This window comes from Aquipseudomonas alcaligenes (assembly GCF_003205495.1).
Lineage (GTDB): Bacteria > Pseudomonadota > Gammaproteobacteria > Pseudomonadales > Pseudomonadaceae > Aquipseudomonas > Aquipseudomonas alcaligenes_B.
Map to the genome: position 1 here is coordinate 90,413 of NZ_QJRX01000009.1, position 23,738 is coordinate 114,150.

Below are 23,738 nucleotides of genomic sequence, written 5' to 3' on the forward strand. Positions count from 1 at the left end.
CGGCCATGCGGCCGGGCGAAGCACTACTCCGCAGGAGCGAAGGGGATCAGGCAATCTCTGCCAAAGCTTGAATCTGCTGCTGCGCCGCCACCTCGCCGATCACCAGGATCGCCGGGCTCTTCAGCGCAAAATCGGCGGCCGCCTGCTGCATGCCGGCCAGGGTGCTGCGGCACTCGCGCTGTTGCGGCAGCGAGGTGTTCTCGATCATCGCCACCGGCATGTCGGCGCGCATGCCGCCGGCCAGCAGGCTGTCGCGTACTTCTGCCAGTTTCGCCACGCCCATGTACACCACCAGGGTGGTGCCCCCTTGGGCCAGGGCTTGCCAGTTCAGGCTGCTGTCGTCCTGGGTGTGGGCGGTGACCAGGGTCACGCCGCGGGCCACGCCGCGCAGGGTCAGGGGGATGCCGCACTGGGTGGCGCCGGCCAGGCCGGCGGTGATGCCGTTGACCATCTCCACCTCGATGCCATGCGCGGCCAGCCAGTCGGCTTCCTCGCTGCCACGGCCGAAGATGCACGGGTCGCCACCCTTCAGACGCACCACGCACTTGCCTTGGCGCGCGTAGCGCAGCATCAGCCGGTGGATGAAGGCCTGCGGCGTGGAGCGGCAGCCGCCGCGCTTGCCCACCGGCACCACACGCGCCGCCGGGCAGTGTTCCAGCACGGCCGGGTTGACCAGGTCGTCGATCATCACGATCTCGGCCCGGTTGAGGGCCCTCACCGCCTTGAGGGTCAGCAGTTCCGGGTCGCCGGGGCCGGCGCCCACCAGCCAGACTTTTGCACTCATGCTTCTACTCCTCAGGCTTGCACGGCTACGGCCGCCACGCGGGTGGCCAGCAGTCGCTTGATTTCCGGCACGCACGAGCCGCAGCTGGTGCCGCATTTCAGCTCGCGCTTGAGGCCGTCCAGGTCCAGGCCGCGTTCGATGCCGGCGCATACCGCGTCCTGGCTGACGTTCATGCAGTTGCACAGCACCTTGCTGGCCTGCATGCCGCCGCCGGGCGGGGTGGCCAGCGGGGCCAGCAGCCAGCGGCGCAGCTCGGCGTCGCTGCTGCCCTGTTCCCACAGGCCCTTGAGCCAGTCGCGGGCGGCAACCTCGCCGGCCAGGCGCACGGTGACGATGCGCCCGCCCTCGGTGCGCAGGCGCTTGCCCACGCCGCGCCGGGGGTCGTCGTAGGCCATCACCGGGCCCTGGTCGAGGCCGAGCAGGGCGTCGATCTGCGCCAGCAGCTCGGCGTCCGGCGCCGTCGTGGCGGCGGCCTTCAGCAGCAGGGCCGGGCGCTGTTCGCGGCCGGTGGGCGCCAGGCTGGCGTAGGCGAAACGCTCGAACAGCGGGCGCAGGGCGGTGAAGCGGCGCTGCACGTCGCCCTCGACCAGGGCGAAGAACTGCCAGGGCAGCTCGGCGCGCTCGACCTGCACGGCGCTGAGCTTCAGCTCCGGCTGCTTGGACAGCGGGTCGAAGGCCGGCTGGGTCAGCACGTTGGTGCCCAGACCCTTGAGGAAACGGTCGCCCCAGTGCATCGGCAGGTAGGCCTGGCCCGCTTGCAGGCTGTCGTCGGCCTGCACCGGCAGGATCAGGCCGCCGCGCCGGCTGCGCAGCCGGATCAGCTCGCCGGACTGCAGGCCGCGCCGCGCCAGCTCGTCCGGGTGCAGGCCGAGCACCGCTTCTGGCGCGTGGCCGAACAGCCGTGCGGCGGTGCCGGTGCGGCTCATGCCGTGCCACTGGTCGCGTAGGCGGCCGGTGTTGAGCAGCAGGGGGAAGTCCGCCACCGGGCGTTCCTGGGCCGGCCGGTAAGGGTCGGCGACGAACTGTGCGCGGCCGCTGGCGGTGGGGAAGAGGCCGTTCCCGTACAGACGCGCGGTGCCTTGGCGGGCGCCGGCCGGGAAGGGCCATTGTTGTGGACCTTGGTCGTCCAGGATGGCGTAGCTGAGACCGGAAAGGTCCAGGTCGCGTCCCTGGGTCAGGTGCTTGTACTCCTCGAACAGCATTTCCGCGTCGAGGAAGGCGAACAGGCTTGGCAGGCCGGGGCGTTGCAGTTGTTCCAGGCGACGGGCGAAGTCGCAGACGATCGCCCAGTCCGGCCGCGCCTCTGCGGGCGCTGGCACGGCGCGGCGCACATGGCTGATGCGCCGCTCGGAGTTGGTCACGCTGCCTTCTTTTTCGCCCCAGCTGGCGGCCGGGAGCAGAAGGTCGGCGTACTTACAGGTTTCGGTGGTGAAGAAGGCTTCCTGCACCACCACGAAGGGGCACAGCGCCAGGGCCTCGTGGATCTTCTGCTGGTCCGGCAGCGACTGCGCGGGGTTGGTGCAGGCGATCCACAGGGCCTTGATCTTGCCGGCGCGCACCGCCTCGAACAGTTCCACGGCGCTGAGTCCCGGGGTTTCCGGCAGGCTGTCCACGCCCCAGTAACGGGCCACTTCGGCGCGGTGCTCGGGGTTGGCGGCCTCGCGGTGGCCGGGCAGCAGGTTGGACAGGCTGCCGGTCTCGCGGCCGCCCATGGCGTTGGGCTGGCCGGTGAGGGAGAAGGGGCCGGCGCCGACCCGGCCTATCTGTCCCGTGGCCAGGTGCAGGTTGATCAGGGCGCTGTTCTTGGCGCTACCGGCGCTGGACTGGTTGAGGCCCATGCACCACAGCGAGAGGAAGGCCGGCGACTGGCCGATCAGCTCGGCGGCGCGGCGCAGCTCGCTCTCGTCGATGGCGCACAGGCGCGCCACTTCGCTCGGCGGGTAGTCGGCCGCCAGCCCGCGCAGGGCCTCGAAGCCCTCGGTGTGGGCATCGATATAGGCCGGGTCGTAGTCGCCGTTGGCCAGCAGCAGGTGCAGCAGGCCGTGGAACAGCGCCACGTCGGTGCCCGGGGCGATGGCCAGATGCAGGTCGGCCAGCTCGCAGGTATCGGTGCGGCGCGGGTCGACCACGATGATCTTCATTTCGGGCCGCGCGGCCTTGGCCGCTTCCAGGCGGCGGAACAGGATCGGGTGGGCATAGGCCATGTTGCTGCCGGCGATCAGCAGGCAGTCGGCCTGCTCGATGTCCTCGTAGCTGCAGGGCGGGGCGTCGGCGCCCAGGCTGCGCTTGTAGCCGACCACCGCCGAGCTCATGCACAGGCGCGAGTTGCTGTCGATATTGTTGGTGCCGACCAGGGCGCGGGCCAGCTTGTTGAAGGCGTAGTAGTCCTCGGTCAGCAGCTGGCCGGAGATGTAGAAGGCGACGCTGTCCGGGCCGTGCTCGCGGATGGTCTCGGCGAATACGCTGGCAGCGTGGTCGAGGGCGCTGTCCCAGTCGGTGCGGGCGCGGGCGAGATTCTTGCCCAGGCGCAGCTCGGGGTAGAGGGCGCGGGCGTCGAGGTCGCCGGTCAGGTGCAGGGACGAGCCCTTGCTGCACAGGCGGCCGAAGTTGGCCGGATGGCTGGGGTCGCCCTGCACGCCGAGGATCTTCTCGCCATCGTGCTCGATCAGCACGCCGCAGCCGACGCCGCAGTAGCAGCAGGTGGCTGCTGTGGTTTGCAGGGTCGCTTCAGGCACGGGCGGCATCCTTCTCGGCGAGGCCGGCCGCCTCCAGGCTGGCGCGGCCGAACATCAGGTGATCGCGCATGCGGCCGATGTCGACGCCCTCGCGGATTTGCTGGAAATACCAGCTGCCGTCCAGGGTGTCGCCGTACAGGCAGCCGCCGACCAGCACGTCGTCCTTGATCACCAGTTTCTTGTACACGCTGCCGATGGGGTCGGAGAGGGTGATGGTCTCGGTGCCGTCGCCGCCCATGAAGTCGCCGGCGGAGAACAGATCGATGCCGGTGACCTTGAGCTTGGTGGAGATCACCGAACCCTGGTAGCGGGCGGTGCCGAGCATGGCCAGGTGGTTGGCGCAGACCTGGGCCTGCTCGAACAGCGGTGCCACCAGGCCGTAGGCGATGCCGCGGTGGTTGGCGCATTCGCCGACGGCATAGATGCGCGGGTCGAAGGTCTGCAGGCAGTCGTCCACCAGGATGCCGCGGTTGCAGGGCAGGCCGGCTTTTTCCGCCAGTTCGGTGTTGGGACGGATGCCGGCGGCCATCACCACCAGGTCGGCGGGAATGGTGTCGCCGCTCTTGAACTGTACGGCGCAGACCCGGCCGCTGCCGTAGTCGAGCAGCTCCTCGGTCTGCTCGTTGAGGCGGAAGCGGATGCCACGGGCCTCCAGCGCCTGCTGCAGGAGCTTGCCCGCAGTCTGGTCGAGCTGGCGCTCCAGCAGCCAGTCGGCCAGGTGCACCACGGTCACGTGCATGCCGCGCTGGCGCAGACCGTTGGCCGCCTCCAGGCCGAGCAGGCCACCGCCGATGACCACGGCGTGGCTGTGGGTGCGCGCGGTCTGCATCATCTTCTCGGTGTCGGCGATGTCGCGGTAGGCGATCACCCCCTCCAGGCGGTTGCCCGGCACCGGCAGGATGAAGGGGTTGGAGCCGGTGGCGAGGATCAGCCGGTCGTATTGGGCGGTGCTGCCATCGTCGGCGGTGACCAGGCGCTTCTTGCGGTCGATGGCCACCACCTTGCGCCCCAGGCGCAGGTCGATGCCGTGCTGCTGGTACCACTCGATACCGTTGAGCACGATGTCGGCGAAGCTCTGCTCGCCGGCCAGCACCGGCGACAGCAGGATGCGGTTGTAGTTGGGGTGCGGCTCGGCGCCGAACACGGTGATCTCATACAGGTCCGGCGCGAGCCGGAGCAGCTCCTCCAGGGTTCTGACCCCGGCCATGCCGTTGCCCACCATTACCAGCTTGAGTTTGTTCATGCCGGTCCTCTCCTGCTGAAATCCCGAAAAATGGCCGGGAGCGATGCTCCGCGACGACTCGAAAGTGGCTGCCAAGGGCAGGCCATGAAACAAAAAAGGCGTCCCGCCAGTTGCCTAGCGAGGACGCCTTTGTCCAGGTCCCGATCTAGCGGGAGGGCACCGTCTTCCGCATTGAGGGCGGTGCCTTTATGTGTGTTCGAGGTGTCTTTTGCAGGCCCCGTGCCAACTTCGCAAGGCCCCTTTTTCGAGGCTTCCAGCGCTCTTTCGTGCATCTCTCGGGCTTTTGCGCACCCGTTTAAAGCGGCGCTGCGTCGTTGTGGTGCGGCCTGGCCTCACTGGCCCCGCAGCAGACTGACCAGCAGGACCAGGTTGACCAGCAGCGAGGCCAGGGCCACGCCGCGCCAGACCTTCAGCGGCTCGCGCTCCAGCAGTGGCCGCGGGCGCCCGCCGAGGGTCTGGCGCTCGCCCTGCTCGAGGGCCAGCAGCCACTCCTCGGCGGTCTCGAAGCGCTCTTCGGGGCTGGCCGCCACCGCGCGCAGCAGGCAGTCGTCGAGCCAGGCTGGAATGTCCGGGCGGTAGCGGCTGGGGGCGGCCGGGCTGCCGAAGCGCGGGTGCTGGAAGGCCTCGATCTCGCCGTAGGGATAGTGGCCGGTGAGCAGGTGGTAGAGGGTGACGCCGGCGGCGTAGAGGTCCTGCTGGCGCTCCGGGGCGATGCCGGCGAAGGCCTCCGGGGCGATGTAGCTGGGCGTGCCGGGCAGGGCGTGCTGCTCGTCGCGCGACAGGCCGGGGCAGTAGGCCAGGCCGAAGTCGAGCAGGCGCAGCTCGCCGTCGTCGCACCAGAGCAGGTTCTCCGGCTTGATGTCGCGGTGCAGGATGTTGCGCCGGTGCAGCTGGCCCAGGGCCTTGAGCAGGCGCGGCGCCAGCTCCAGCCATTCGGCCAGGCCCAGCGGACCGGACAGGCGCAGGTGCTCGGCCAGGGTCTGGCCGGCGTACTCGCGCTGCACGTAGTAGAGGTGCTGGCGCTGCGGCAGCGGATGGGCCTCGGCGAAGTGGCGGCCGGCCACGCGGCGCAGGAACCATTCCTCCAGCAGCAGGGCGGCCCCGGCCTGGGCCTCGTCGTGGCGGCTGGCCGGCAGGGTCTTGAGCAGCCAGCGCCGGGCCTGGGCGTCGCGCACCCGGTACACCAGCGACTGGCGCGACTCGGCCAGCAGGCGCTCGACCTGCCAGCCCTCGAAGTCCTGGCCCTCGCGCAGCTTGGGCGGCAGCGGCCACTGCTGCAGCTGCGCCAGGGTATCGGCCAGGTCGTTGTCCGGCAGCGCCTCGACCTGCACCAGCACGGCGCTGGCGTTGTCCTGGCTGCCGGCCAGATGGGCGGCGGCGACCAGCGCCTGGCAGGCGGCGGCCGGGTCGCTCTCGTCCAGCAGCAGGCGGCGGATGCCGGCGTCGCCCAGGGTCGACCAGACGCCGTCGCTGACCAGCAGGTAGCGCTCGCCCTCGCGTAGCTCACCTTCCAGGTAGTCCACCACCAGGTGCTGGTCCAGGCCCAGGGCGCGCTTGAGCACGTGCTGCATGCCCGGCTGCTCCCACACATGGTCCTCGCTGAGGCGCTCCAGCTGGCCGCCGTGCAGGCGGTAGGCGCGGCAGTCGCCGACGTGCGCCAGGGTGAAGCGGCGGCCGCGCAGGATCAGCGCGGAAAGGGTGGTGAGCAGCGGCTGGCCGCCGCTGCCGGCCTGCAGCCAGCGGTTGTGCGCCACCAGCAGGCGCTCCAGTGACTGCGCCACGGCCCAGGTCTCGGGGGTCGAGTAGTAGTCCAGGGCCAGGGCCTGCAGGGTGGCGCGTGCGGCCAGGCCGCCGTCGGCGCACTGGCTGACGCCATCGGCCAGGGCAAACAGGAAGCCCTTGCTGGCGGCCAGGGCGGGCGCCGGGGTGACCACGCGGATGGCGTCCTGGTTTTCCGTGCGCGGGCCGGTGGCGGTGGCTTCGCCGAAGCTCAGTTGCAGGGCCATGCGGGCTCTCTCGTGCGAAAGGCGCCGAGAGGCGCCCGAGGTAATCAAGTCGGTTGAGACAAAGGCCGGGCCGCTCGGGGCCCCAAGGAGTGTCGCCACTCCACCTTTCCTGACCAGTGCGGGAGCCTCGCCCAGCCCCGCCTTTGTCGCAACCGTCCTGTGAGCAACGCCGGGCGCACTGGGCGCCCGGCATGGATGGCTCAGACGCGGGCGGCGGTGACGGCCGCGCTGCCCCAGGTGGTGCGCCAGCGCAGCTTGACGCCGTGCAGGCCGAACCAGGCCAGCACGCCGAGGCTGGCGAACAGCCACAGGCCCAGCTGGTAGTCGCCGGTGGACTGCTTGATCGCGCCGAGCCCTGCGGTCAGGCAGAAGCCGCCGATGCCGCCGGCCATGCCGATCAGCCCGGTCATCACGCCGATCTCCTTGCGGAAACGCTGCGGCACCAGCTGGAACACCGCGCCGTTGCCGGCGCCCAGGCTGAGCATGGCGACCACGAACAGGCCCAGGGCGGCGTAGGCGCTGGGCAGGTTGAAGCCCACCGCGGCGATGCAGATGGAGGCGCAGGTGTACATCACCAGCAGCGAGCGGATGCCGCCGATGCGGTCGGCCAGGGCGCCGCCCAGCGGGCGCATCAGGCTGCCGGCGAACACGCAGGCGGCGGTGTAGTAGCCGGCTTTCACCGGATCGAAGCCGTACTGGTCGTGGAAGTAGCCGGGCAGGGTGCTGGCCAGGCCGAGGAAGCCGCCGAAGGTGATGCTGTAGAAGAACATGAACCACCAGCTGTCGCGGTCACCGAGGGCCTTGAGGTAGTCGGCCATGGCCTTGGGCGCCGGGCGCTCGGGAGCGTTTTTGGCGACGCCGGCGAAGATGATCAGGGTCAGCACCAGCGGGATCAGCGCCAGGCCGAACACGTTGCCCCAGCCGAAGGCGGCGGCCAGGCCCGGGGCGAACAGGGCGGTGAGCACGGTGCCGGAGTTGCCGGCGCCGGCGATGCCCATGGCCTTGCCCTGGTGCTGCGGCGGATACCACTGCGAGGCCAGCGGCAGGGCCACGGCGAAGGAGGCACCGGCGAAGCCGAGGAACAGGCCGAGCAGCAGCGCCTGCTCGTAGCTGTGGATGCCGTGCTGCCAGGCCACCGCCAGGGCGGCGATGACGATTACCTGGCCGACCAGGCCGGCGGTCTTCGGCGAAGTGCGATCGGCCAGCAGGCCCATCAGGAAGCGCAGCACGGCGCCGGCCAGGATCGGCGTGGCGACCATCATGGCGCGTTGCTGGGTGGTCAGGCCCAGGTCGCTGGCGATCTGCACGCCCAGCGGACCGAGCACGTACCAGACCATGAAGCTCAGGTCGAAATAGAGGAACGCGGCGAACAGCGTCGGTGCGTGGCCGGCTTTCCAGAAACTTGTATTCATCCAACACCTCATCATCGAGTTAGAGTCCCGTCGGCGGCGCGGCGACGTGATCGTGGGCACGTCGCCTGGCCGCCGGCGGGAGAGCCCGGCGCTTGTGGCGCCCGGCCCCGTGGCCGAAGCCACAGCCAGGTTGAGAGAGTTACCGGCCGGCGTCCGGATCGCGGGCCGCCAGCCACCCCCGGGCTTTGGGGGATGAAACGCAAAAGGCGCCGCACCACTGACCGCCGGAGCGGAGGAGGTGCGACGCCTTTGTCGTATCGGGGGCAGCCGCCGTTGGATGCCTGTATCAGGGCTTGAGCAAGACTCGGGCCAATGCGCCGCGGGCGCGCCAATCAGCGGAGTGTCAGCCTCGCGTGCTGCGGCGCTGGTTCAATACGGTGCGCCGCGTGCGGGTGGCGCACCGAGTTGAGGCGGTTTCAGGGCTGGGCGGGCGGCGCCGGGAACTGCACGACCGGGCCCTGGGCGGTCTGGCCCGGCGGCAGGGCGGCCGGCGCCGGCTCGCCGGCCTCGCCCAGCTGGCTGACGAACCGGTGGATGCTGCGCAGGTCGTCATCCGTGAGTATGCGCAGGGCATGGTTGGGCATGGGCGGGCGGTAGTTGGCGTTGCGCGCCAGCTGCAGCCACTGCTCCTCGTCGAGCCGCGGCAGTACCAGGCGCAGGTTGCTGGCGTAGGTGGTGCCCCAGGGGCCGCTCCAGCCCAGGCGGTCGCCCAGCAGCCAGGCGCTGTCCGGCACCTGGTCCGGGGCCAGCAGGTAGCCGGCGGTATGGCAGTCGTTGCAGCCGGCGATCTGCACCAGGTAGCGGCCGCGTTCCGCCGAAGGTTCGGCCTGGCCGCCCAGGGGCAGGGCGAGGGTGGCGGCCAGTATCAGGAGTCGATGGGGTGTGCGCATGTCAGGCTTCTCGGTTGGGCGCCTCTGGGCGGGCGCTAACCGTGTAAACCTAGAGCGTTCACCGACCGTTCGCCAATCTACAGCCAGTTCACCTCGGGGAACTTGGCGCTGAACTCGGCGGCCATGGGGACCACCTTGCCCTGGCCGTAGTCGAAGAACACGAAACCGGACTTGGCCAGGGCGATCAGGGTGGCGTCGGCCGGGCGGCTGATGCGGAAGATGATGTCGCCGCCATAGCGGTTGAAGTCCATCACGCCCACTTCGAACAGCAGCTGGTCGCGGGCATGGGATTCGGCGCGGTACATGGTGGCGAGGTCGGTGACTATGATGCCGGTACCGCTGTCGGAGGTTTCGCGGATGCCGTGATCGAACAGAAAACGTGCGCGGGCCTCGGAGATCATCGAGATCATGGCATCGTTGCTGAGGTGGTTGGCGCCATTGATGTCGGTACTGCGCACCGTCATGTGGGTCTGGTAGCGGAACTACTGGCGGGAAAAATCGAGCTGGAGACGGGCCATCACTGCTGCCTGCGCGGAATCGGGGCTGCCAGTCTAGCGGCTCGGGTGGAGTCTGGAGGAGGGGGTATGGACTGGGGGATGCTGGCGCAGGCCGGCCTGTGGGGTGTGCTGGCGGCCAGCAGCCTGCTGCTGGGGGCCTTGCTCGGCGTGTTCCTGCGCCTGTCGCGGCGCCTGGTGGCGGCCTTGCTGGCCTACGGCAGCGGGGTGCTGATCGCCGCGATCTGCTTCGAGCAGATTCCCGAGGCCGAGCGCCTCGGCGGCCTGGCCCCCACCCTGTGGGGCATGCTCGCCGGCGGCCTGGCCTTCGTCGCCGCCAACGAGTGGCTGGAGCGCCTGGAACTGCGCCATCGCGGCCGCGAGGCCGGCGGCCAGGCGCACATGGCCGGGCTGCTGATCGCCGCCGGGGCCTTTCTCGACGGTATTCCGGAGTCGGTCGGTCTCGGTCTGGGCCTGCTCGACAGCGGTCAGGTCAGCCTGGTGATGCTGGCGGCGATCTTCCTCTCCAACCTGCCGGAGGGCCTGGCCAGCGCCGCCGGGCTGCGCGGCGAGGGCCGCAGCGTGTTCTACGTGCTGCGCCTGTGGGGTGGCATCGTGCTGCTCTCGGGCCTGGCGGCGATGGCCGGGCCGGGCCTGTTCGCCAGCCTGTCACCTTACTGGCTGGCGGTGGCCCTGGGTTTTTCCGCCGGCGCGGTGCTGTGCATGCTGGTCGATGCGATGATCCCCGAGGCCTTCGCCGAAACCCATGCCATGACCGGGCTGATCACCCTGTCCGGCTTCATGACCGCGCTGGCGCTGGAGAAGCTGATCTGACCACGGCGGTTGCCTGGGGTACAATGCGCGGCGTTTTCGACCTGCCTGTGAGCCCGCCATGTCCACCCCGATCATCGTTGCCCTCGACTTCCCCTCCCGTGACGCCGCCCTGGCCCTGGCCGAGCGCCTGGACCCGCGGCTGTGCCGGGTCAAGGTCGGCAAGGAGCTGTTCACCCGCAGCGGCCCGGCGGTGGTGGAGGCACTGCAGGCCAAGGGCTTCGAGGTGTTCCTCGACCTGAAATTCCACGACATCCCCAACACCACGGCGATGGCGGTCAAGGCCGCCGCCGAGCTGGGCGTGTGGATGGTCAATGTGCACTGCTCCGGCGGCCTGCGCATGATGGCGGCCTGCCGCGAGGAGCTGGACAAGCTGGCCGGCCGCAAGCCGCTGCTGATCGGCGTGACCGTGCTGACCAGCATGGAGCAGCAGGACCTGGCTGGTATCGGCCTGGACATCGCGCCGCAGGAGCAGGTGCTGCGCCTGGCCGCGCTGGCCACCCAGGCCGGCATGGACGGCCTGGTCTGCTCGGCCCAGGAAGCACCGGCGCTCAAGGCCGCGCACCCGGCCCTGCAGCTGGTCACCCCGGGCATCCGCCCGGCCGGCAGCAGCGCCGATGACCAGAAGCGCATCCTCACCCCGGCCCAGGCCCTGGCCGCCGGCTCAGATTACCTGGTGATCGGCCGCCCGATCAGCCAGGCCGCCGACCCGGCCCAGGCGCTGGCCGCGATCGTCGCCGAGCTGGCCTGATCCTATCCAGGCGAGTGATGGGGCGCCCGGTGCCTCATCACTCCTCTGCATGACCCGGCACATGGCACCCTGATAGTGCTGCTCGCCGGCGCGCGCGCTGGCTAGACTCCGCTCATTTCCAACTCCCTGCGAGGATGCAGACATGAGCATGACCTTCTCCGGCAAAGTAGCCCTGGTAACCGGCGGTGCCGCCGGCATCGGCCGCGCCACCGCCCTGGCCTTCGCGGCCGAGGGCCTGCAGGTGGTGGTGTCCGACGTCGACGTGAGCGGCGGCGAAGGCACCGTGCAGCTGATCCGCGACGCCGGTGGCGAGGCCCTGTTCGTGCGCTGCGACGTGACCCGCGACGCCGAGGTCAAGGCACTGATGGAGCAGGTGGTGGCCGCCTATGGGCGCCTCGACTACGCCTTCAACAACGCCGGCATCGAGATCGAGAAGGGCAAGCTGGCCGAGGGCAGCGAGGCCGAGTTCGACGCCATCATGGGTGTCAACGTCAAGGGCTTGTGGCTGTGCATGAAGCACCAGCTGCCGCTGCTGCTGGCCCAGGGCGGCGGCGCCATCGTCAACACCGCCTCGGTGGCCGGTCTCGGCGCCGCGCCGAAGATGAGCATCTACGCCGCCTCCAAGCACGCGGTGATCGGCCTGACCAAGTCGGCTGCCGTCGAGTACGCGAAGAAGAAGATCCGCGTCAACGCTGTGTGCCCGGCGGTGATCGACACCGACATGTGGCGCCGTGCCGCCGAGGCCGACCCGAAGAAGGCCGAGTTCGTCGCCGGCATGCACCCGGTCGGGCGTATCGGCAAGGTCGAGGAGATCGCCGCCGCGGTGCTTTACCTGTGCTGTGACGCGGCCGGCTTCACCACCGGCCACGCGCTGGCGGTGGATGGCGGGGCCACCGCGATCTGACAGGAAGGGCGCCGCAAGGCGCCCTTTTTGCATTCTGTTACGACCAGTAGTTCCTTTGGCTTAAAAAGCCAGTTACAAGGCTTGGCCGGCTCGTCAAGAATCGCTGGCCGGCGGCCTGGCGGTCGGTGTCTGTATTCGAGCGCGAGTGTCAGAGCCCGTCAGGCGAGCCGTTGCGACCCGTCGTGGCAGGACTACGACGAGAAGCAGCAACGACCCATGGCGCGGCCTGGCGCCCAAACGGATTTTTGCAACAGGCCAATGACTGTTCCGGAGAACAACAAGAATGACCGCAAGTGCCTTGAATACCCTGTTCCTGCCCATCGCCCTGGGCATCATCATGCTCGGGCTGGGCCTGTCGCTGACCCTGGCGGACTTCGCCCGGGTGGTGAAGTTTCCCAAGCCGGTGCTGATCGGCCTGGGCTGCCAGCTGCTCCTGCTGCCGCTGGTGTGCTTCTTCATCGCCAAGGGCTTCGGCCTGGCACCGGCCCTGGCGGTCGGCCTGATGCTGCTGGCGGCCTCGCCCGGCGGCACCTCGGCCAACCTCTACAGCCACCTGGCGCATGGCGACGTGGCGCTGAACATCACCCTGACCGCGGTGAACTCGGTGGTGGCCATCCTCACCATGCCGTTCATCGTCAACCTGTCGCTGGCCTACTTCATGGAAGGCGACCAGGCCATCCCCCTGCAGTTCGCCAAGGTGCTGCAGGTATTCGCCATCGTCCTCGGCCCGGTGGCCATCGGCATGGTCATCCGCAAGCTGGCGCCGGGCTTCGCCAATGTCATGGAGAAGCCGGTGAAGATCATCTCCGCGCTGTTCCTGGTGCTGGTGGTGGTGCTGGCCTTCATCAAGGACTGGAAGACGGTGGTCGACTACGCCCCGGTGGTGGGCCTGGCCGCGCTGCTGTTCAACCTGATCAGCCTGGCCGTGGGCTACGGCGTGCCGCGCCTGATGAATCTGCCGCGCCGCCAGGCGGTGGCCATCGGCATGGAGATCGGCATCCACAACGGCACCCTGGCGATTGCCCTGGCGCTCAGCCCGATGCTGCTGAACAATCCCACCATGGCGATTCCGGCGGCCATCTACAGCTTCATCATGTTCTTCACCGCCGCCGCCTTCGGCTGGTGGGTCAACTTCGCCCACGGCAAGGAACTGGCGGCCGAGGAGGCCGAGGCGGCCTGAGTTCGCCGCGCAACAAAAAGCCCGGGACCTGCCCGGGCTTTTTTCTGGGCGGTCGGCTCAGCGCCGGCGCCAGTTGAGGATCAGCAGGGTCACGGCACCGCCGACCAGGCCCCAGAAGGCCGAGCCGATGCCCAGCAGGGTCATGCCCGAGGCGGTGATCATGAAGGTGACCAGCGCGGCGTCGCGCTCGGCCGGCGCCTGCATGGCCTGGGCCAGGCCGTTGCCGATCGAACCGAGCAGGGCCAGGGCGGCGATGGACAGCACCAGGGCGCTGGGCAGGGCGATGAACAGGGCGGCCAGGGTGGCGGCGAAGATGCCGGCGAGGCCGCAGAACACGCCGTTCCACAGCGCCGCGGTGTAGCGCTTGCGCTTGTCCGCATGGGCCTCGGCACCGGTACAGATGGCGGCGCTGATGGCGGCCAGGTTGATACCGTGGGAGCCGAAGGGCGCCAGCAGCAGCGAGGCGATGCCGGTGGTGGCGATCAGCGGCGACGGCGGCACGTCGTAGCCGTCGGCGCGCAGCACGGCGAGGCCGGGGATGTTCTGTGAGGCCATGGCCACCACGAACAGCGGGATGCCGATGCTGATCGCCGCGTTCAGGGAGAAGCTCGGCGTGGTCCACACCGGTACCGCCAGCTCCAGCTTGAACTGGCTGAAGTCGAGCAGGCCCTGCGCTGCCGCCGTCACTCCGCCCACCAGCAGCGCGGCGAGCACCGCATAGCGTGGCGCCAGGCGCTTGCCGAACAGGAAGGTGAAGAACATCGCCAGCACCAGGACGGTACTGGTCGGCGCGGCGACGAAGATCTCGCTGCCGATGCGGAACAGGATGCCGGCCAGCAGCGCCGCCGCTAGCGAGGCGGGCAGGTGGCGCATGACCCGCTCGAAGGCGCCGGACAGGCCCAGCAGGCTGAGCAGCAGGGCGCAGACCACGAAGGCGCCGATCGCCTCCGGGTAGCTCACCCCCGGCATGCTGGTGATCAACAGGGCGGCGCCCGGCGTCGACCAGGCCACCACCACCGGCGCGCGGTAGCGCAGCGACAGGCCGATGGTGCAGATGCCCATGCCGATCGACAGTGCCCACAGCCAGGAGGAGATCTGCGCGGCGCTCAGGCCGGCGGCCTGGCCGGCCTGGAACATCAGCGCCAGCGAGCTGGTATAGCCGGTGAGGGCGGCGACGAAGCCGGCGACCACGGCGGAGGGGGCGGAGTCGGCCAGCGGGCGCAGGCGGGTGGAGGTGTCCATGGCTTCCAGGGTCATCACAGGCTTCCCTTGACGTCGATCAGGATAGGGTAGAGCGAGGCCACCAGCAGCAGCGCCATGCCGATATTGAAGACGCGCAGAACGCGCGGACGGTCCAGCCAGCGCCGCAGCAGGCTGCCGGCCACCGTCCACAGGCCGACGCTGGGGCAGTTGACCAGGGCGAACAGGGCCGCGATCAGCAGCACGTTGAGCAGGAAGCCCTCCTGCGGCGTGTAGGTGGTGATGGCGCCGATGGCCATGATCCAGGCCTTGGGATTGACCCACTGGAAGGCCGCCGCCTGGAGGAAGGTGAAGGGCTTGCCGGTGGTCTTGCCGTCGGCATCCGGCGCGCCGCTGCCGGCGATCTTCCAGGCCAGGTACAGCAGGTAGGCGGCGCCGGCGTAGCGCAGCGCCGTGTACAGCGGCGGGAACTGCTCGAACAGCTGGCCGAGGCCCAGGCCCACGGCGGCCACCAGCAGCATGAAGCCCAGGCTGATGCCGAGCATGTGCGGCAGGCTGCGGCGCACGCCGAAGTTCACGCCCGAGGCCAGCAGCATCATGTTGTTGGGGCCCGGTGTCACCGAGGTGACGAAGGCGAAGAGGACGAAGGCGAGCAGCAGTTCCGAGGTCATGGTGGTTCTCCGTGGATGCTGGCAGCCTATGCGCAGCTCACCCGGGCGTCGCGGTACAGCGGCTCCGACAATCATCGGTACAGTTTCAGAGAGGCGTTGGGGTGAGCGAGACTGTTCCCATTACACAAGGAAATCGCCATGGATCAGCACAATCCCTACGCGGCGCCACAGGTGGAGCTGGTGGAGGCCCGGGTGCCGCCACAGCTGCCGGGCTGGAGCGCGGGGCAGCTGCGGGTGCTCGGCTGGCTCAGTCTGGCGACCGCGTTGGCCACGGGCGCCGCACTGGTCGCGGCTTTTCTCTCGGCCTCCGAGCAGGCCACTGCCGCCGCCAGGGTCGGGGAGTGGCTGGGCACCCTGTCGACCCTGCTGGGCTGTTACCTGCTGCTGCGTTTCAAGGCGTTTCTCGAGCAGCGCTTTGCCGCCGGGAAGCTTGCCGCCCCGGTCTATCTGATTATCCTCAGCAGCCTGCTGAGCGAGGGACTGCACTGGGTGTGGGGCGATGCCATCTTCGCCCGTCTCGACTGGCCGACCCTGAGCTACTTTGGCCTGCTCGCGCTGATGGGGCTGGCAACGCTCTGGCTGGGCATCGTGTTGCTGAAGGTGAGGGACCCTTACCCCGTGCTGCGGGTCATGGCCTGGCTGGAGGTGGTCGGCGGCATCATGGCCGCCAGCGTGATCCTGATAGTGCTGGCCTTCATTCCGCTGCTGGCGGGCACAGTCGCCTCGGCCCTGGTGTTCTTCCGCGGCGCCCGCGAACTGGAGGGCCAGGGCAACGCCTGAACCTCAGGCTTCTGCGCCGCCCTGGCGGGCCTTGCTCAGCGCCTGGTTGACCTCAAGCCAGGCCTGCAGCGCCGGCTCGCCGACTTCTTCCAGCACCCGCTGCAGCAGCAGGGTCTGCTCGCGGCGCAGGGCCTGCTCCAGGCGCGCGCCCTCGGCGGTGAGGCCGAGCTGGCGTTTGCGCTTGTCCTCGGTCGCCGCCACGCTTTCCACCAGGCGCATCTCCTGCAGCTGGCGCAGGGGGATGTTCAGCGCCTGCTTGCTCACGCCGAGGTAGGCGAGCAGCTGGCTGACGCTGAGCCCCGGCTGGCGGGCGATGAAGAACAGGATGCGGTGGTGCACGCGTGACAGGCCGCGCCTGGCCAGCATTTCGTCGGGCTTGGCGGTGAAGGCCTGGTAGCCGAAGAAGAAGGTCGCCATGGCGGTCTGCTGGGCGGTGGCTTTTTTCAGGTCAAGCATATTGACGTATCCATTCCGGCCGTCGTAGTTTCGGTCAAACAGTTTGACCCAATTTTCCCTGCCTGTGCTACCGGTGATCTCCATGGCCTTCTCCGAACGCGTTGCCCGCCTGAAAAGCTCCCTGATCCGCGAAATCCTCGCTGCGGCGCAGCGTCCGGAGGTGATGTCCTTCGCCGGCGGCCTGCCGGCCGAGCCGATGTTGCCGCAGGTGGACTGGAGCGAGATGCCGGCCTCGCTCGGCCAGTACGGCATGAGCGAGGGCGAGCCGGCGCTGCGCGAGGCGGTGGCCGCCGAGGCGCGCAAGCTGGGCGTGCCCTGCGAGGCCAGCCAGGTGCTGATCACCTGCGGCTCGCAGCAGACCCTGGACCTGGCCAGCAAGCTGTTCATCGATCCGGGTACGGAAATTCTCGTTGAGGCGCCGACCTACCTGGCCGCGCTGCAGTCCTTCCAGCTGTTCGGTGCCGACTGCATCACCGTGCCGCAGGAGGCCGACGGCCCCGAGCTGGAAGCCTTGCGCGAGCGCCTGCAGCAGCACAAGCCGGCCTTCGCCTACCTCATCCCGACCTTCCAGAACCCGTCTGCCGTGCGCTACAGCGAGGCCAAGCGCAACGCCGTGGCGGCGCTGCTCGACGAGTTCAACGTGACCCTGATCGAGGACGAGCCGTACCGCGAGCTGGTGTTCGATGCCGGCAGCGCCACGCCTATCGTCAGCCGCCTCCAGCGCACCAGCTGGATCTATACCGGCACCGTATCCAAGACCCTGCTGCCGGGCCTGCGCGTGGGCTTCCTGATCGCCAGTGCGGACCTGTTCCCGCATCTGCTGCGCCTGAAGCAGGCGGCCGACCTGCACACCAACCGTATCGGCCAGTGGCAGGCCCTGCAGTGGCTGGGCAGCGACAAGTACCGCGCGCACCTGGCCGAGCTGCGCGACTTCTACCGGGTGCGCCGCGACGCCATGCAGGCGGCGCTGGAGGAGCATTTCGGCGACCTGGCCAGCTGGCAGGTGCCGCAGGGCGGCCTGTTCTTCTGGCTGACCCTGAAGGACAAGCTGGATACCCGCACCCTGCTGCAACCGGCCATGGCGCAGAACGTCGCCTTCATGCCCGGCGAGCCGTTCTTCGTCGACCCGGACGCCAACCCCGGCCATCTGCGGCTTAACTTCAGCCACGTACCGCCGGAGAAGCTCGGCGAAGGCCTGCGCCGTCTGGCGGCAGTCATCCGTGCGGCGCAGGCCCAGGGAGGCCAATGATGCTCAAGGTCTATGGCGACTACCGTTCCGGCAACTGCTACAAGGTCAAGCTGATGCTGCATCTGCTCGGCCGCGAGTACCAGTGGCTGCCGGTCGACATCCTCAAGGGTGAGACCCAGACCGAGGCCTTCCTGGCCAAGAACCCCAACGGCAAGATTCCGGTGCTGGAGCTGGAAGACGGCACCTGCCTGTGGGAGTCCAACGCCATCCTCAACTTCCTCGCCGATGGCAGCGCGTTCATCCCCAGCGAGCCGCGCCTGCGCACGCAGATGCTGCAGTGGCAGTTCTTCGAGCAGTACAGCCACGAGCCCTATGTGGCGGTGGCGCGCTTCATCCAGCTGTACCTGGGCCTGCCCGAGGCGCGGCGCGAGGAGTACGAGGTGTGCCAGGTGCGCGGGCGCAAGGCGCTCAAGGTGATGGAGCAGCAGCTGCAGCGCACGCCCTACCTGGTGGGCGAGCAGTACACCATCGCCGACATCGCCCTGTATGCCTATACCCACGTGGCCCACGAGGGCGGCTTCGACCTGTCCGCCTACCCGGCGATTCAGGCCTGGCTGGCGCGGGTGGCCAGCCATCCACGCCACGTGGGCATGTTCGACTGACGCAATAAAAAACCGGCCTTGGCCGGTTTTTTATTGCCGCCTATCCGGCCAGGCCGGCCTTGGCCAGGATGGCCGGCACATCCACCGCGTCGATCTGCTCAGGCTTCAGGTAGCGCTCGGCATAGCTCTGGTGGATGCCGGCCGCGAGGAACAGCCCGAACAGCTCGGGGTCGACATGGGCGCCGCGGCACATGCCGGCCATGATGCCCAGCGCCTCGCTGAGGGTCTTGCCCTTCTTGTACGGGCGATCCACCGCGGTCAGCGCCTCGAAGATGTCGGCGATCGCCATCATCCGCGCCGGCAGGCTCATCTCCTCGCGCTTCAGGCGCTTCGGGTAGCCGCTGCCGTCCATCTTCTCGTGGTGCCCGCCGGCGATCTCCGTGACGTTCGCCAGGTGTTTGGGGAAGGGCAGGTGGTCGAGCATGCGGATGGTCTGCACGATGTGGTTGTTGATGATGTAGCGCTCCTCGGCGGTGAGGGTGCCGCGGGCGATGCCGAGGTTGTACAGCTCGCCGCGGTTGTGTTTGTACTGCGGCACCTCGAGCCGGAAGCCCCAGGGGTTGTCGGCCGGGATCAGCTCGCTTTCCGGGCGCTCGAACAGATGCTCCGGCTTGTCCGCCAGCAGCGGCTCCTGCACCGGCAGCTCGGGCGCCGGGCTGCGTGCCTGGCGCTGGTTTTCCTCCCAGGACACGCCCAGGCGGTCGTCCAGGGTGCGTGTCCAGGTGCGTGCGGCGATGCCGCGCAGGCGCTCCAGGTCGGCCTCGGCCATGGCCTCACCGCCCAGGTTGCAGCGGGCGACGAAGGCGAACTCATCATCCAGCGCGGCCAGGGCCTCGTCACGCAGCGCCGCCAGCGAGGCTTCGTCTCCGCCCTTGGCCTGGCCTTCCCAGTAGGCGATCCAGGCGTCGCGCTTGAGCACCTCGAAGCGCATGCGTACTTCGTGGATGCGGTCGTAGATGGTTTCCAGCTTGGTCGCCTTGTCCACCACGTACTCCGGGGTGGTGACCTTGCCGCAGTCATGCAGCCAGGCCGCGATGTGCAGGGCCTCCCATTCCTCGTCGCTGGGCTGGTAGTCGCGGAAGGGTTCGGCGTCACTGGCGGCGGCGGCCTGAGCCAGCATCAGGGTCAGCTCCGGCACCCGCTGGCAGTGGCCGCCGGTGTAGGGGCTCTTGGCGTCGATGGCGCCGGCGATCAGCTGGATGAAGGCGTCCAGCAGCTTCTTCTGTTGCTCCAGCAGACGCTGGCTCTCGATGCATAGCGCGGCCACCCCGGACACCGCCTCGACGTAGGCGATGCGCTGCGGGCGCAGCATGGCCGGTTCGCTTTCCTCGCCGCTGTCGCGGTGCAGCAGCAGAAGCACGCCGAGGGTATCACCCTGGCGGTTGTGCAGGCCGGTGCCGACCAGATGCACGCGCGGGCTGTCGAGGGTGTGCAGCAGGCTCTGCAGGCCGTTGGCCTGGTCGAAGCCGAGCGAGGCCACGGCGGTGGCGCCGCCCTCGGCCGGTTGACGGATCCATTCGGGAATGTCCGAATCGCCCGGCAGGTAGGTAGGAATACGATGCTCCTCCAGGCTGTGCTGCTCGTCGTTGATGAACAGGCCGTGCGGCTCCAGGCGACCGCTGTCGCCGTCGCGCAGGAACAGCAGGCCGGCACCGGCCTCGCTGAGGCCCACCGTCTCCTTGAGGACTCGCTTGAGCAGGGCATCGAAGCGGGTCTCGGCGGACAGGCTGGCGGTGATGTCGAGGAAGCTGGACAGGGTGTCTTTCATCTTGCCCATGGCCACCGCCAGCTGGTCGATCTCCAGCACCGGCGAGTGGCCGCTGGCCGGGTAGCTGAAGTTGAAGCTGCGGATCGCTTCGGCTTCGTTGACCAGGGCACGCAGCGGCTTGACCAGGATGCGCGACATCAGCCAGCCCAGCGGCAGGCAGAGCAGGAGGATGCCGATGGTCAGCATCGCGCCCTGCCAGCGGATGCGGTAGGCATCGGCCAGCAACTCCTCCTCGGGGGCCAGCAGGGCCAGGCGCAGGCCATTGGGTCCACCCTCCTCGAACTGGCTGTAGGACACCTGCCAGCGCTTGCCGGCCAGGCGCATGGCGCCCTGGCGGTCCTTGTCCAGGCCACGCTGGAACAGTTCGCCGAGGGCCGGGCTGAGCTTGTCGACCTGGACCAGGTGGGTGGTGCCGTTCTTCACCACCAGCTGCTGGATATCCGGGTAGGCCACGGCGGCACCATCCGGGCGATACAGCACCACCTCGGTGGAGGGGGTGATCTTGTGCCGTGCCAGGCTGGCGGAGAGGTCGGCCAGGGTCACGTCCGCGCCTATCACCGTACGCTCCTGGGTGATGCGGGCCAGGGTGGTGCCGACATCACCGCTGGAGAAGAACACGTAGGGCTCGGTGGTGATCTGCCGGCCATTGTCGATGGCGCTCTGGTACCAGGGGCGAGTGCGCGGGTCGTAGGTTTCCTTGAGGTTCTGCCGGCGGCTGATCCAGTTCAGCTCGGCATCGAAGTACTGCGACTCGGAAATCGGCCGTGCCGCGCCGGTGCGGTCGATGGTCCAGACCTGGAAGGCGGCGTTGGCCGGCGCATCGAAGATCTTCTTCAGGCGCTCGTCGCGCAGCGAGCGCACCATGAAGAAGTCGCCGTCCTCGTAGCCCAGGTAAAGCGCCGCCAGCTTGGGGTTGTCGCGCAGTGCCTGGGCGAACATCGGCAGCAGGTCCATGCGCTGGTGGCCCTCGGCACTCTGGTTGTTCTCGTTGAGAGCGAGCAGGGTGAGCAGGCGGCGGATCGGCTGGTAGGTGTGACGCAGGTCGGCTTCCACTTCCTCGCGGAACTGGTTGAATAGCTGGCTGCTGCTGGACAGGATGACCTTGGTGGTCTGGTAGTAGTTGAACAGGCCGAGCAGTACACCACTACCGAGCAGAAGAAGAGAAAACAGTACGCTGATATGCACGTGGAGCGGGAAACGGCGTTCTTGACCACGGAGTTTCACGTGCATCGTCTCACTTCCTTGACTGCGCTGGGGGACAGGACAGAAGCATAGTGAACGCGTGGCGGGTCTGCCGCGCGCCCGGGCTTAATTTTTCGTCGCTGGCAGGACCTCTGTGCGGCGCTCCAGCCGCTGTTGCAGGGCATGGCTCAGCAGTGCCACCAGCAGTGCCAGGAACACGCCGATCAGGCTGTTCAGCAGGCGCCCCTGGGCCTGGTGCCAGTCGGGTGCCAGGCTCTCGGCCAGCAGCACGAAGCTGATCCCCACCTGCACCACGAACAGTCCGTAGTGCTGGGCCTGCAGGGCGCGGCTGAGAACGATCAGCGGCAGTATGGTGGCGACCATCGCCGGTGGGCTCTGCAGGCTGTGGCCGAGGTAGATGAGGGCGAGGGCGACGCCCAGGCTGACCATGCTCGCCTGCAGGGCGCGGGCCAGGCTGCCGCGATTCTCCAGCTGCAGGGTGGCGATCAGCGCCAGGGTCAGCCAGTAGCCACGCTGCAGGTTGGCCAGCTGGACGATCAGCCCGGCCGCCGCGCAGCCCAGGGTGCAAGCCAGCGCATGCAGGCGCCAGCGCTGTTCGGGCAGACGCTTGGCATAGCGCCGCAGCACCCGCAGCACCGCCAGCAGGCGTGGCATGTAGGGCCACATGCGCAGGCCGTGCAGGCCGCGCAGGCCGAAGGCGAGCAGGGCGACCCAGAGGCCGCCGAGAATGAACAGCGCGGCCACTGCATCGGGGTTGTGCAGCCCGCTGATGCCGAACTGGCCCTGGCCGAGGCACAGGCAGACGATCAGGCCGAGGCCGAGCTTGCCGGCCTCGGTGCCGAAGCGCTGCAGCCAGGCCAGGAGAAAGCCGTAGGCGGCGAACAGGACAAGGCTGAGCACTGCATCGCTGGCCGCCCAGAAGCCCAGCCCCGCGCTGCAGGCGCCGAACAGGGTGAGCAGCAGCAGGCGCAGCATGCCGAAACGGTGCAGCGGGTTGGACTGCGCGGCCAGGAAGGCACCGACCGAAGCCCAGAGGAAGCCCGGATGGCCGCTGAGCAGGCCGAGCAGCAGGGGCAGGGCGCAGCCGAGACCGGCGATGAATGCCGGCCCCCAGTCCAGAGGCCCCGCATGCCAGCCGAACAGCTGCCTGAACGAGTCTTTCATGGTGTCATACCGGGCTGGAGCGCCCGGTCATCTCCCGGGCCATTTCGGTAGCGTAGCTGTCGGTCATTCCGGCGATGAAATCGACCATGCGCAGAAAAGATTGGTATAGAGGCCAACCCGGTTGCGGTGCGTAATGTGCCAGCAGGTCGAGGATGCGCCGGTTCTTGAAGGACAGACCGTTGCCGCCGTGCTGCTCCAGCGCCGCGCCGCAGAAGGCGTTGAGCAGGATTTCCAGGGTTGTGTAGGCGCCGATCTCGTGCAGGGTCTTGCGCTTGTCCTGGAAGATCTTCTCCCGCGCCATGGCCTTGGCGCGAAGTACGCAGCGCTTGGCCGGGCCGTGCATGTGCTCCACCAGATCGCCCTCCAGAGCACCGAGCAGCAGCGCCGGCTGCTGCGCGACGAAGGCGCGCGCGGCGGCGTTGGTCAGATGCTCGATGGCCTTGCCACGCAGGATCGCCAATTTGCGCCGCCGCGAGTCGCCGGGGCCGAGCTGGCGGTAGGTCTGCGGCAGGTCGTCGCCGACCAGGTCGAACAGCAGGGCCTCGACCTCGGCGTAGTCGAGCAGTTCCATCTCCACGCCGTCCTCCAGGTCGATCAGGGCGTAGCAGATGTCGTCCGCGGCCTCCATCAGGTACACCAGCGGGTGGCGCGCCCAGCGCTGCTCGTCGAGCTTGGGCAGGCCGAGCTTGGCGGCGATCTGTTCCAGCCGCGGCAGCTCGTTCTGATAGCAGCCGAACTTGTGCTTCTTGTAGCCGAGCGCTTCGGCGTGGCGCGCGGTCCAGGGGTACTTGAGGTAGCTGCCGAGCGTGGCGTAGGTCAGGCGCATGCCGCCGTCGAACTGGTGGTATTCCAGCTGGGTGAGCACGCGAAAGCCCTGGGCGTTGCCCTCGAAGCTGAGAAAGTCGCCGCGCTCGGCCTCGCTCATGTCGTCCAGCCAGCCGCGTCCGGCGGCCTGGCGGAACCAGTGGCGGATGGCATCCTCGCCGGAGTGGCCGAAGGGCGGGTTGCCGATGTCGTGGGCCAGGCAGGCCGACTGCACGATCACCCCCAGATCGCTGGGAGCGCACCAGGCCGGCAGCTCGTCGCGCAACATTTCGCCCACGCGCATGCCCAGCGAACGCCCCACGCAGCCGACCTCCAGGGAGTGGGTCAGGCGGGTGTGGATGTGATCGTTACTGGACACCGGATGGACCTGGGTCTTGCGTCCGAGGCGGCGAAAGGCGCCGGAGAAGATGATGCGGTCGTGGTCCTTGTGGAACGGGCTGCGGCCCAGCTCGTCGGAGCTGTAGACCGGCTTGCCGAGGCGTTCGCGAGTGAGCAGGGTTTGCCAATCCAAGGCGGTACTCGTCTTCTGCAGAGGGGTCTTTGCCTAGCTTCGGTGTTCGCCACGACGCCTGCAAGTGCCGTGCTGTTCG

Annotated in this window: 19 protein-coding genes and 1 pseudogene; 7 read left to right on the plus strand and 13 right to left on the minus strand. The window is 68.7% G+C overall.

Annotated elements, in window-relative coordinates:
* Positions 1–46: 46 nt before the first annotated feature.
* The 7 genes and pseudogenes from cobA to DMO17_RS16935 all read right to left on the minus strand — a co-directional run bounded on the left by cobA (position 47) and on the right by DMO17_RS16935 (position 9,534).
* Complete coding sequence (gene cobA, locus DMO17_RS16905) at positions 47–784, minus strand: uroporphyrinogen-III C-methyltransferase (protein WP_110683647.1); 738 nt, start codon at positions 782–784, stop codon at positions 47–49.
* An 11-nt stretch (positions 785–795) separates the two neighbouring features.
* Entirely contained in the window at positions 796–3,519 is a 2,724-nt protein-coding gene (locus DMO17_RS16910) for a nitrate reductase (protein ID WP_258371568.1), read from the minus strand.
* Position 3,520: 1 nt separating this feature from the next.
* Positions 3,521–4,762 (minus strand): annotated as a pseudogene (locus DMO17_RS16915) (NAD(P)/FAD-dependent oxidoreductase); the annotation flags it as partial.
* A gap of 332 nt (positions 4,763–5,094) precedes the next feature.
* Positions 5,095–6,768, minus strand: a complete 1,674-nt coding sequence (locus tag DMO17_RS16920; protein ID WP_110683649.1) for a bifunctional protein-serine/threonine kinase/phosphatase — start codon at positions 6,766–6,768, stop codon at positions 5,095–5,097.
* A gap of 200 nt (positions 6,769–6,968) precedes the next feature.
* Positions 6,969–8,180, minus strand: coding sequence for a NarK family nitrate/nitrite MFS transporter (locus DMO17_RS16925; protein WP_110683650.1), 1,212 nt, complete (start codon positions 8,178–8,180; stop codon positions 6,969–6,971).
* A 416-nt stretch (positions 8,181–8,596) separates the two neighbouring features.
* A complete protein-coding gene (locus DMO17_RS16930) occupies positions 8,597–9,070 on the minus strand; it encodes a cytochrome C (RefSeq protein ID WP_110683651.1) in 474 nt (157 codons plus the stop codon).
* A gap of 77 nt (positions 9,071–9,147) precedes the next feature.
* Complete coding sequence (locus DMO17_RS16935; protein ID WP_258371569.1) at positions 9,148–9,534, minus strand: thioesterase family protein; 387 nt, start codon at positions 9,532–9,534, stop codon at positions 9,148–9,150.
* A 120-nt stretch (positions 9,535–9,654) separates the two neighbouring features.
* Between DMO17_RS16935 and DMO17_RS16940 the strand changes: the two genes are divergently transcribed.
* From DMO17_RS16940 to DMO17_RS16955, 4 genes are all read left to right on the plus strand, one after another.
* Positions 9,655–10,398 (plus strand): ZIP family metal transporter, encoded by a 744-nt coding sequence (locus DMO17_RS16940; protein WP_110683652.1) that lies wholly within the window; start codon positions 9,655–9,657, stop codon positions 10,396–10,398.
* 58 nt (positions 10,399–10,456) lie between these two features.
* On the plus strand, positions 10,457–11,146 hold the full coding sequence (pyrF, locus tag DMO17_RS16945; RefSeq protein WP_110683653.1) for an orotidine-5'-phosphate decarboxylase: 690 nt from the start codon (positions 10,457–10,459) through the stop codon (positions 11,144–11,146).
* 142 nt (positions 11,147–11,288) lie between these two features.
* Positions 11,289–12,050 carry an SDR family oxidoreductase gene (locus DMO17_RS16950; RefSeq protein WP_110683654.1) on the plus strand — a complete coding sequence of 254 codons (762 nt, stop codon included), beginning with the start codon at positions 11,289–11,291 and terminating at the stop codon, positions 12,048–12,050.
* A 283-nt stretch (positions 12,051–12,333) separates the two neighbouring features.
* Positions 12,334–13,230 (plus strand): bile acid:sodium symporter family protein, encoded by an 897-nt coding sequence (locus DMO17_RS16955; RefSeq protein ID WP_110683655.1) that lies wholly within the window; start codon positions 12,334–12,336, stop codon positions 13,228–13,230.
* Between the two features lie 57 nt (positions 13,231–13,287).
* On the opposite strand, the gene DMO17_RS16960 is transcribed toward DMO17_RS16955, so the two are convergent.
* Both DMO17_RS16960 and DMO17_RS16965 read right to left on the minus strand, forming a co-directional pair.
* Positions 13,288–14,487 (minus strand): benzoate/H(+) symporter BenE family transporter, encoded by a 1,200-nt coding sequence (locus tag DMO17_RS16960; protein ID WP_375538026.1) that lies wholly within the window; start codon positions 14,485–14,487, stop codon positions 13,288–13,290.
* Positions 14,487–15,101: a LysE family translocator gene (locus tag DMO17_RS16965; RefSeq protein WP_110683656.1), complete on the minus strand. Its 615-nt coding sequence runs from the start codon at positions 15,099–15,101 to the stop codon at positions 14,487–14,489. The genes DMO17_RS16960 and DMO17_RS16965 overlap by 1 nt, the downstream gene beginning before the upstream one ends.
* 138 nt (positions 15,102–15,239) lie before the next feature.
* Between DMO17_RS16965 and DMO17_RS16970 the strand changes: the two genes are divergently transcribed.
* Positions 15,240–15,881, plus strand: coding sequence for a hypothetical protein (locus tag DMO17_RS16970; protein WP_110683657.1), 642 nt, complete (start codon positions 15,240–15,242; stop codon positions 15,879–15,881).
* A 3-nt stretch (positions 15,882–15,884) separates the two neighbouring features.
* Here the strand turns inward: DMO17_RS16970 and DMO17_RS16975 are convergent, their stop codons facing one another.
* Positions 15,885–16,337: a MarR family winged helix-turn-helix transcriptional regulator gene (locus DMO17_RS16975; RefSeq protein ID WP_110683658.1), complete on the minus strand. Its 453-nt coding sequence runs from the start codon at positions 16,335–16,337 to the stop codon at positions 15,885–15,887.
* A gap of 82 nt (positions 16,338–16,419) precedes the next feature.
* Here DMO17_RS16975 and DMO17_RS16980 point away from each other — a divergent pair, with 82 nt between their 5' ends.
* Both DMO17_RS16980 and DMO17_RS16985 read left to right on the plus strand, forming a co-directional pair.
* Positions 16,420–17,586 carry an aminotransferase-like domain-containing protein gene (locus DMO17_RS16980; protein ID WP_110683659.1) on the plus strand — a complete coding sequence of 389 codons (1,167 nt, stop codon included), beginning with the start codon at positions 16,420–16,422 and terminating at the stop codon, positions 17,584–17,586.
* A complete protein-coding gene (locus DMO17_RS16985; RefSeq protein WP_110683660.1) occupies positions 17,586–18,188 on the plus strand; it encodes a glutathione S-transferase family protein in 603 nt (200 codons plus the stop codon). The genes DMO17_RS16980 and DMO17_RS16985 overlap by 1 nt, the downstream gene beginning before the upstream one ends.
* Before the next feature lie 40 nt (positions 18,189–18,228).
* On the opposite strand, the gene DMO17_RS16990 is transcribed toward DMO17_RS16985, so the two are convergent.
* The 3 genes from DMO17_RS16990 to DMO17_RS17000 all read right to left on the minus strand — a co-directional run bounded on the left by DMO17_RS16990 (position 18,229) and on the right by DMO17_RS17000 (position 23,659).
* The gene (locus tag DMO17_RS16990) at positions 18,229–21,186 is read right to left on the minus strand and encodes an HD domain-containing phosphohydrolase (RefSeq protein ID WP_110683661.1); all 2,958 of its coding nucleotides are present in this window, start codon (positions 21,184–21,186) and stop codon (positions 18,229–18,231) included.
* A 78-nt stretch (positions 21,187–21,264) separates the two neighbouring features.
* Positions 21,265–22,323, minus strand: coding sequence for an FUSC family protein (locus DMO17_RS16995; protein WP_110683662.1), 1,059 nt, complete (start codon positions 22,321–22,323; stop codon positions 21,265–21,267).
* Between the two features lie 4 nt (positions 22,324–22,327).
* Complete coding sequence (locus DMO17_RS17000) at positions 22,328–23,659, minus strand: deoxyguanosinetriphosphate triphosphohydrolase (RefSeq protein ID WP_110683663.1); 1,332 nt, start codon at positions 23,657–23,659, stop codon at positions 22,328–22,330.
* Positions 23,660–23,738 lie beyond the last annotated feature (79 nt).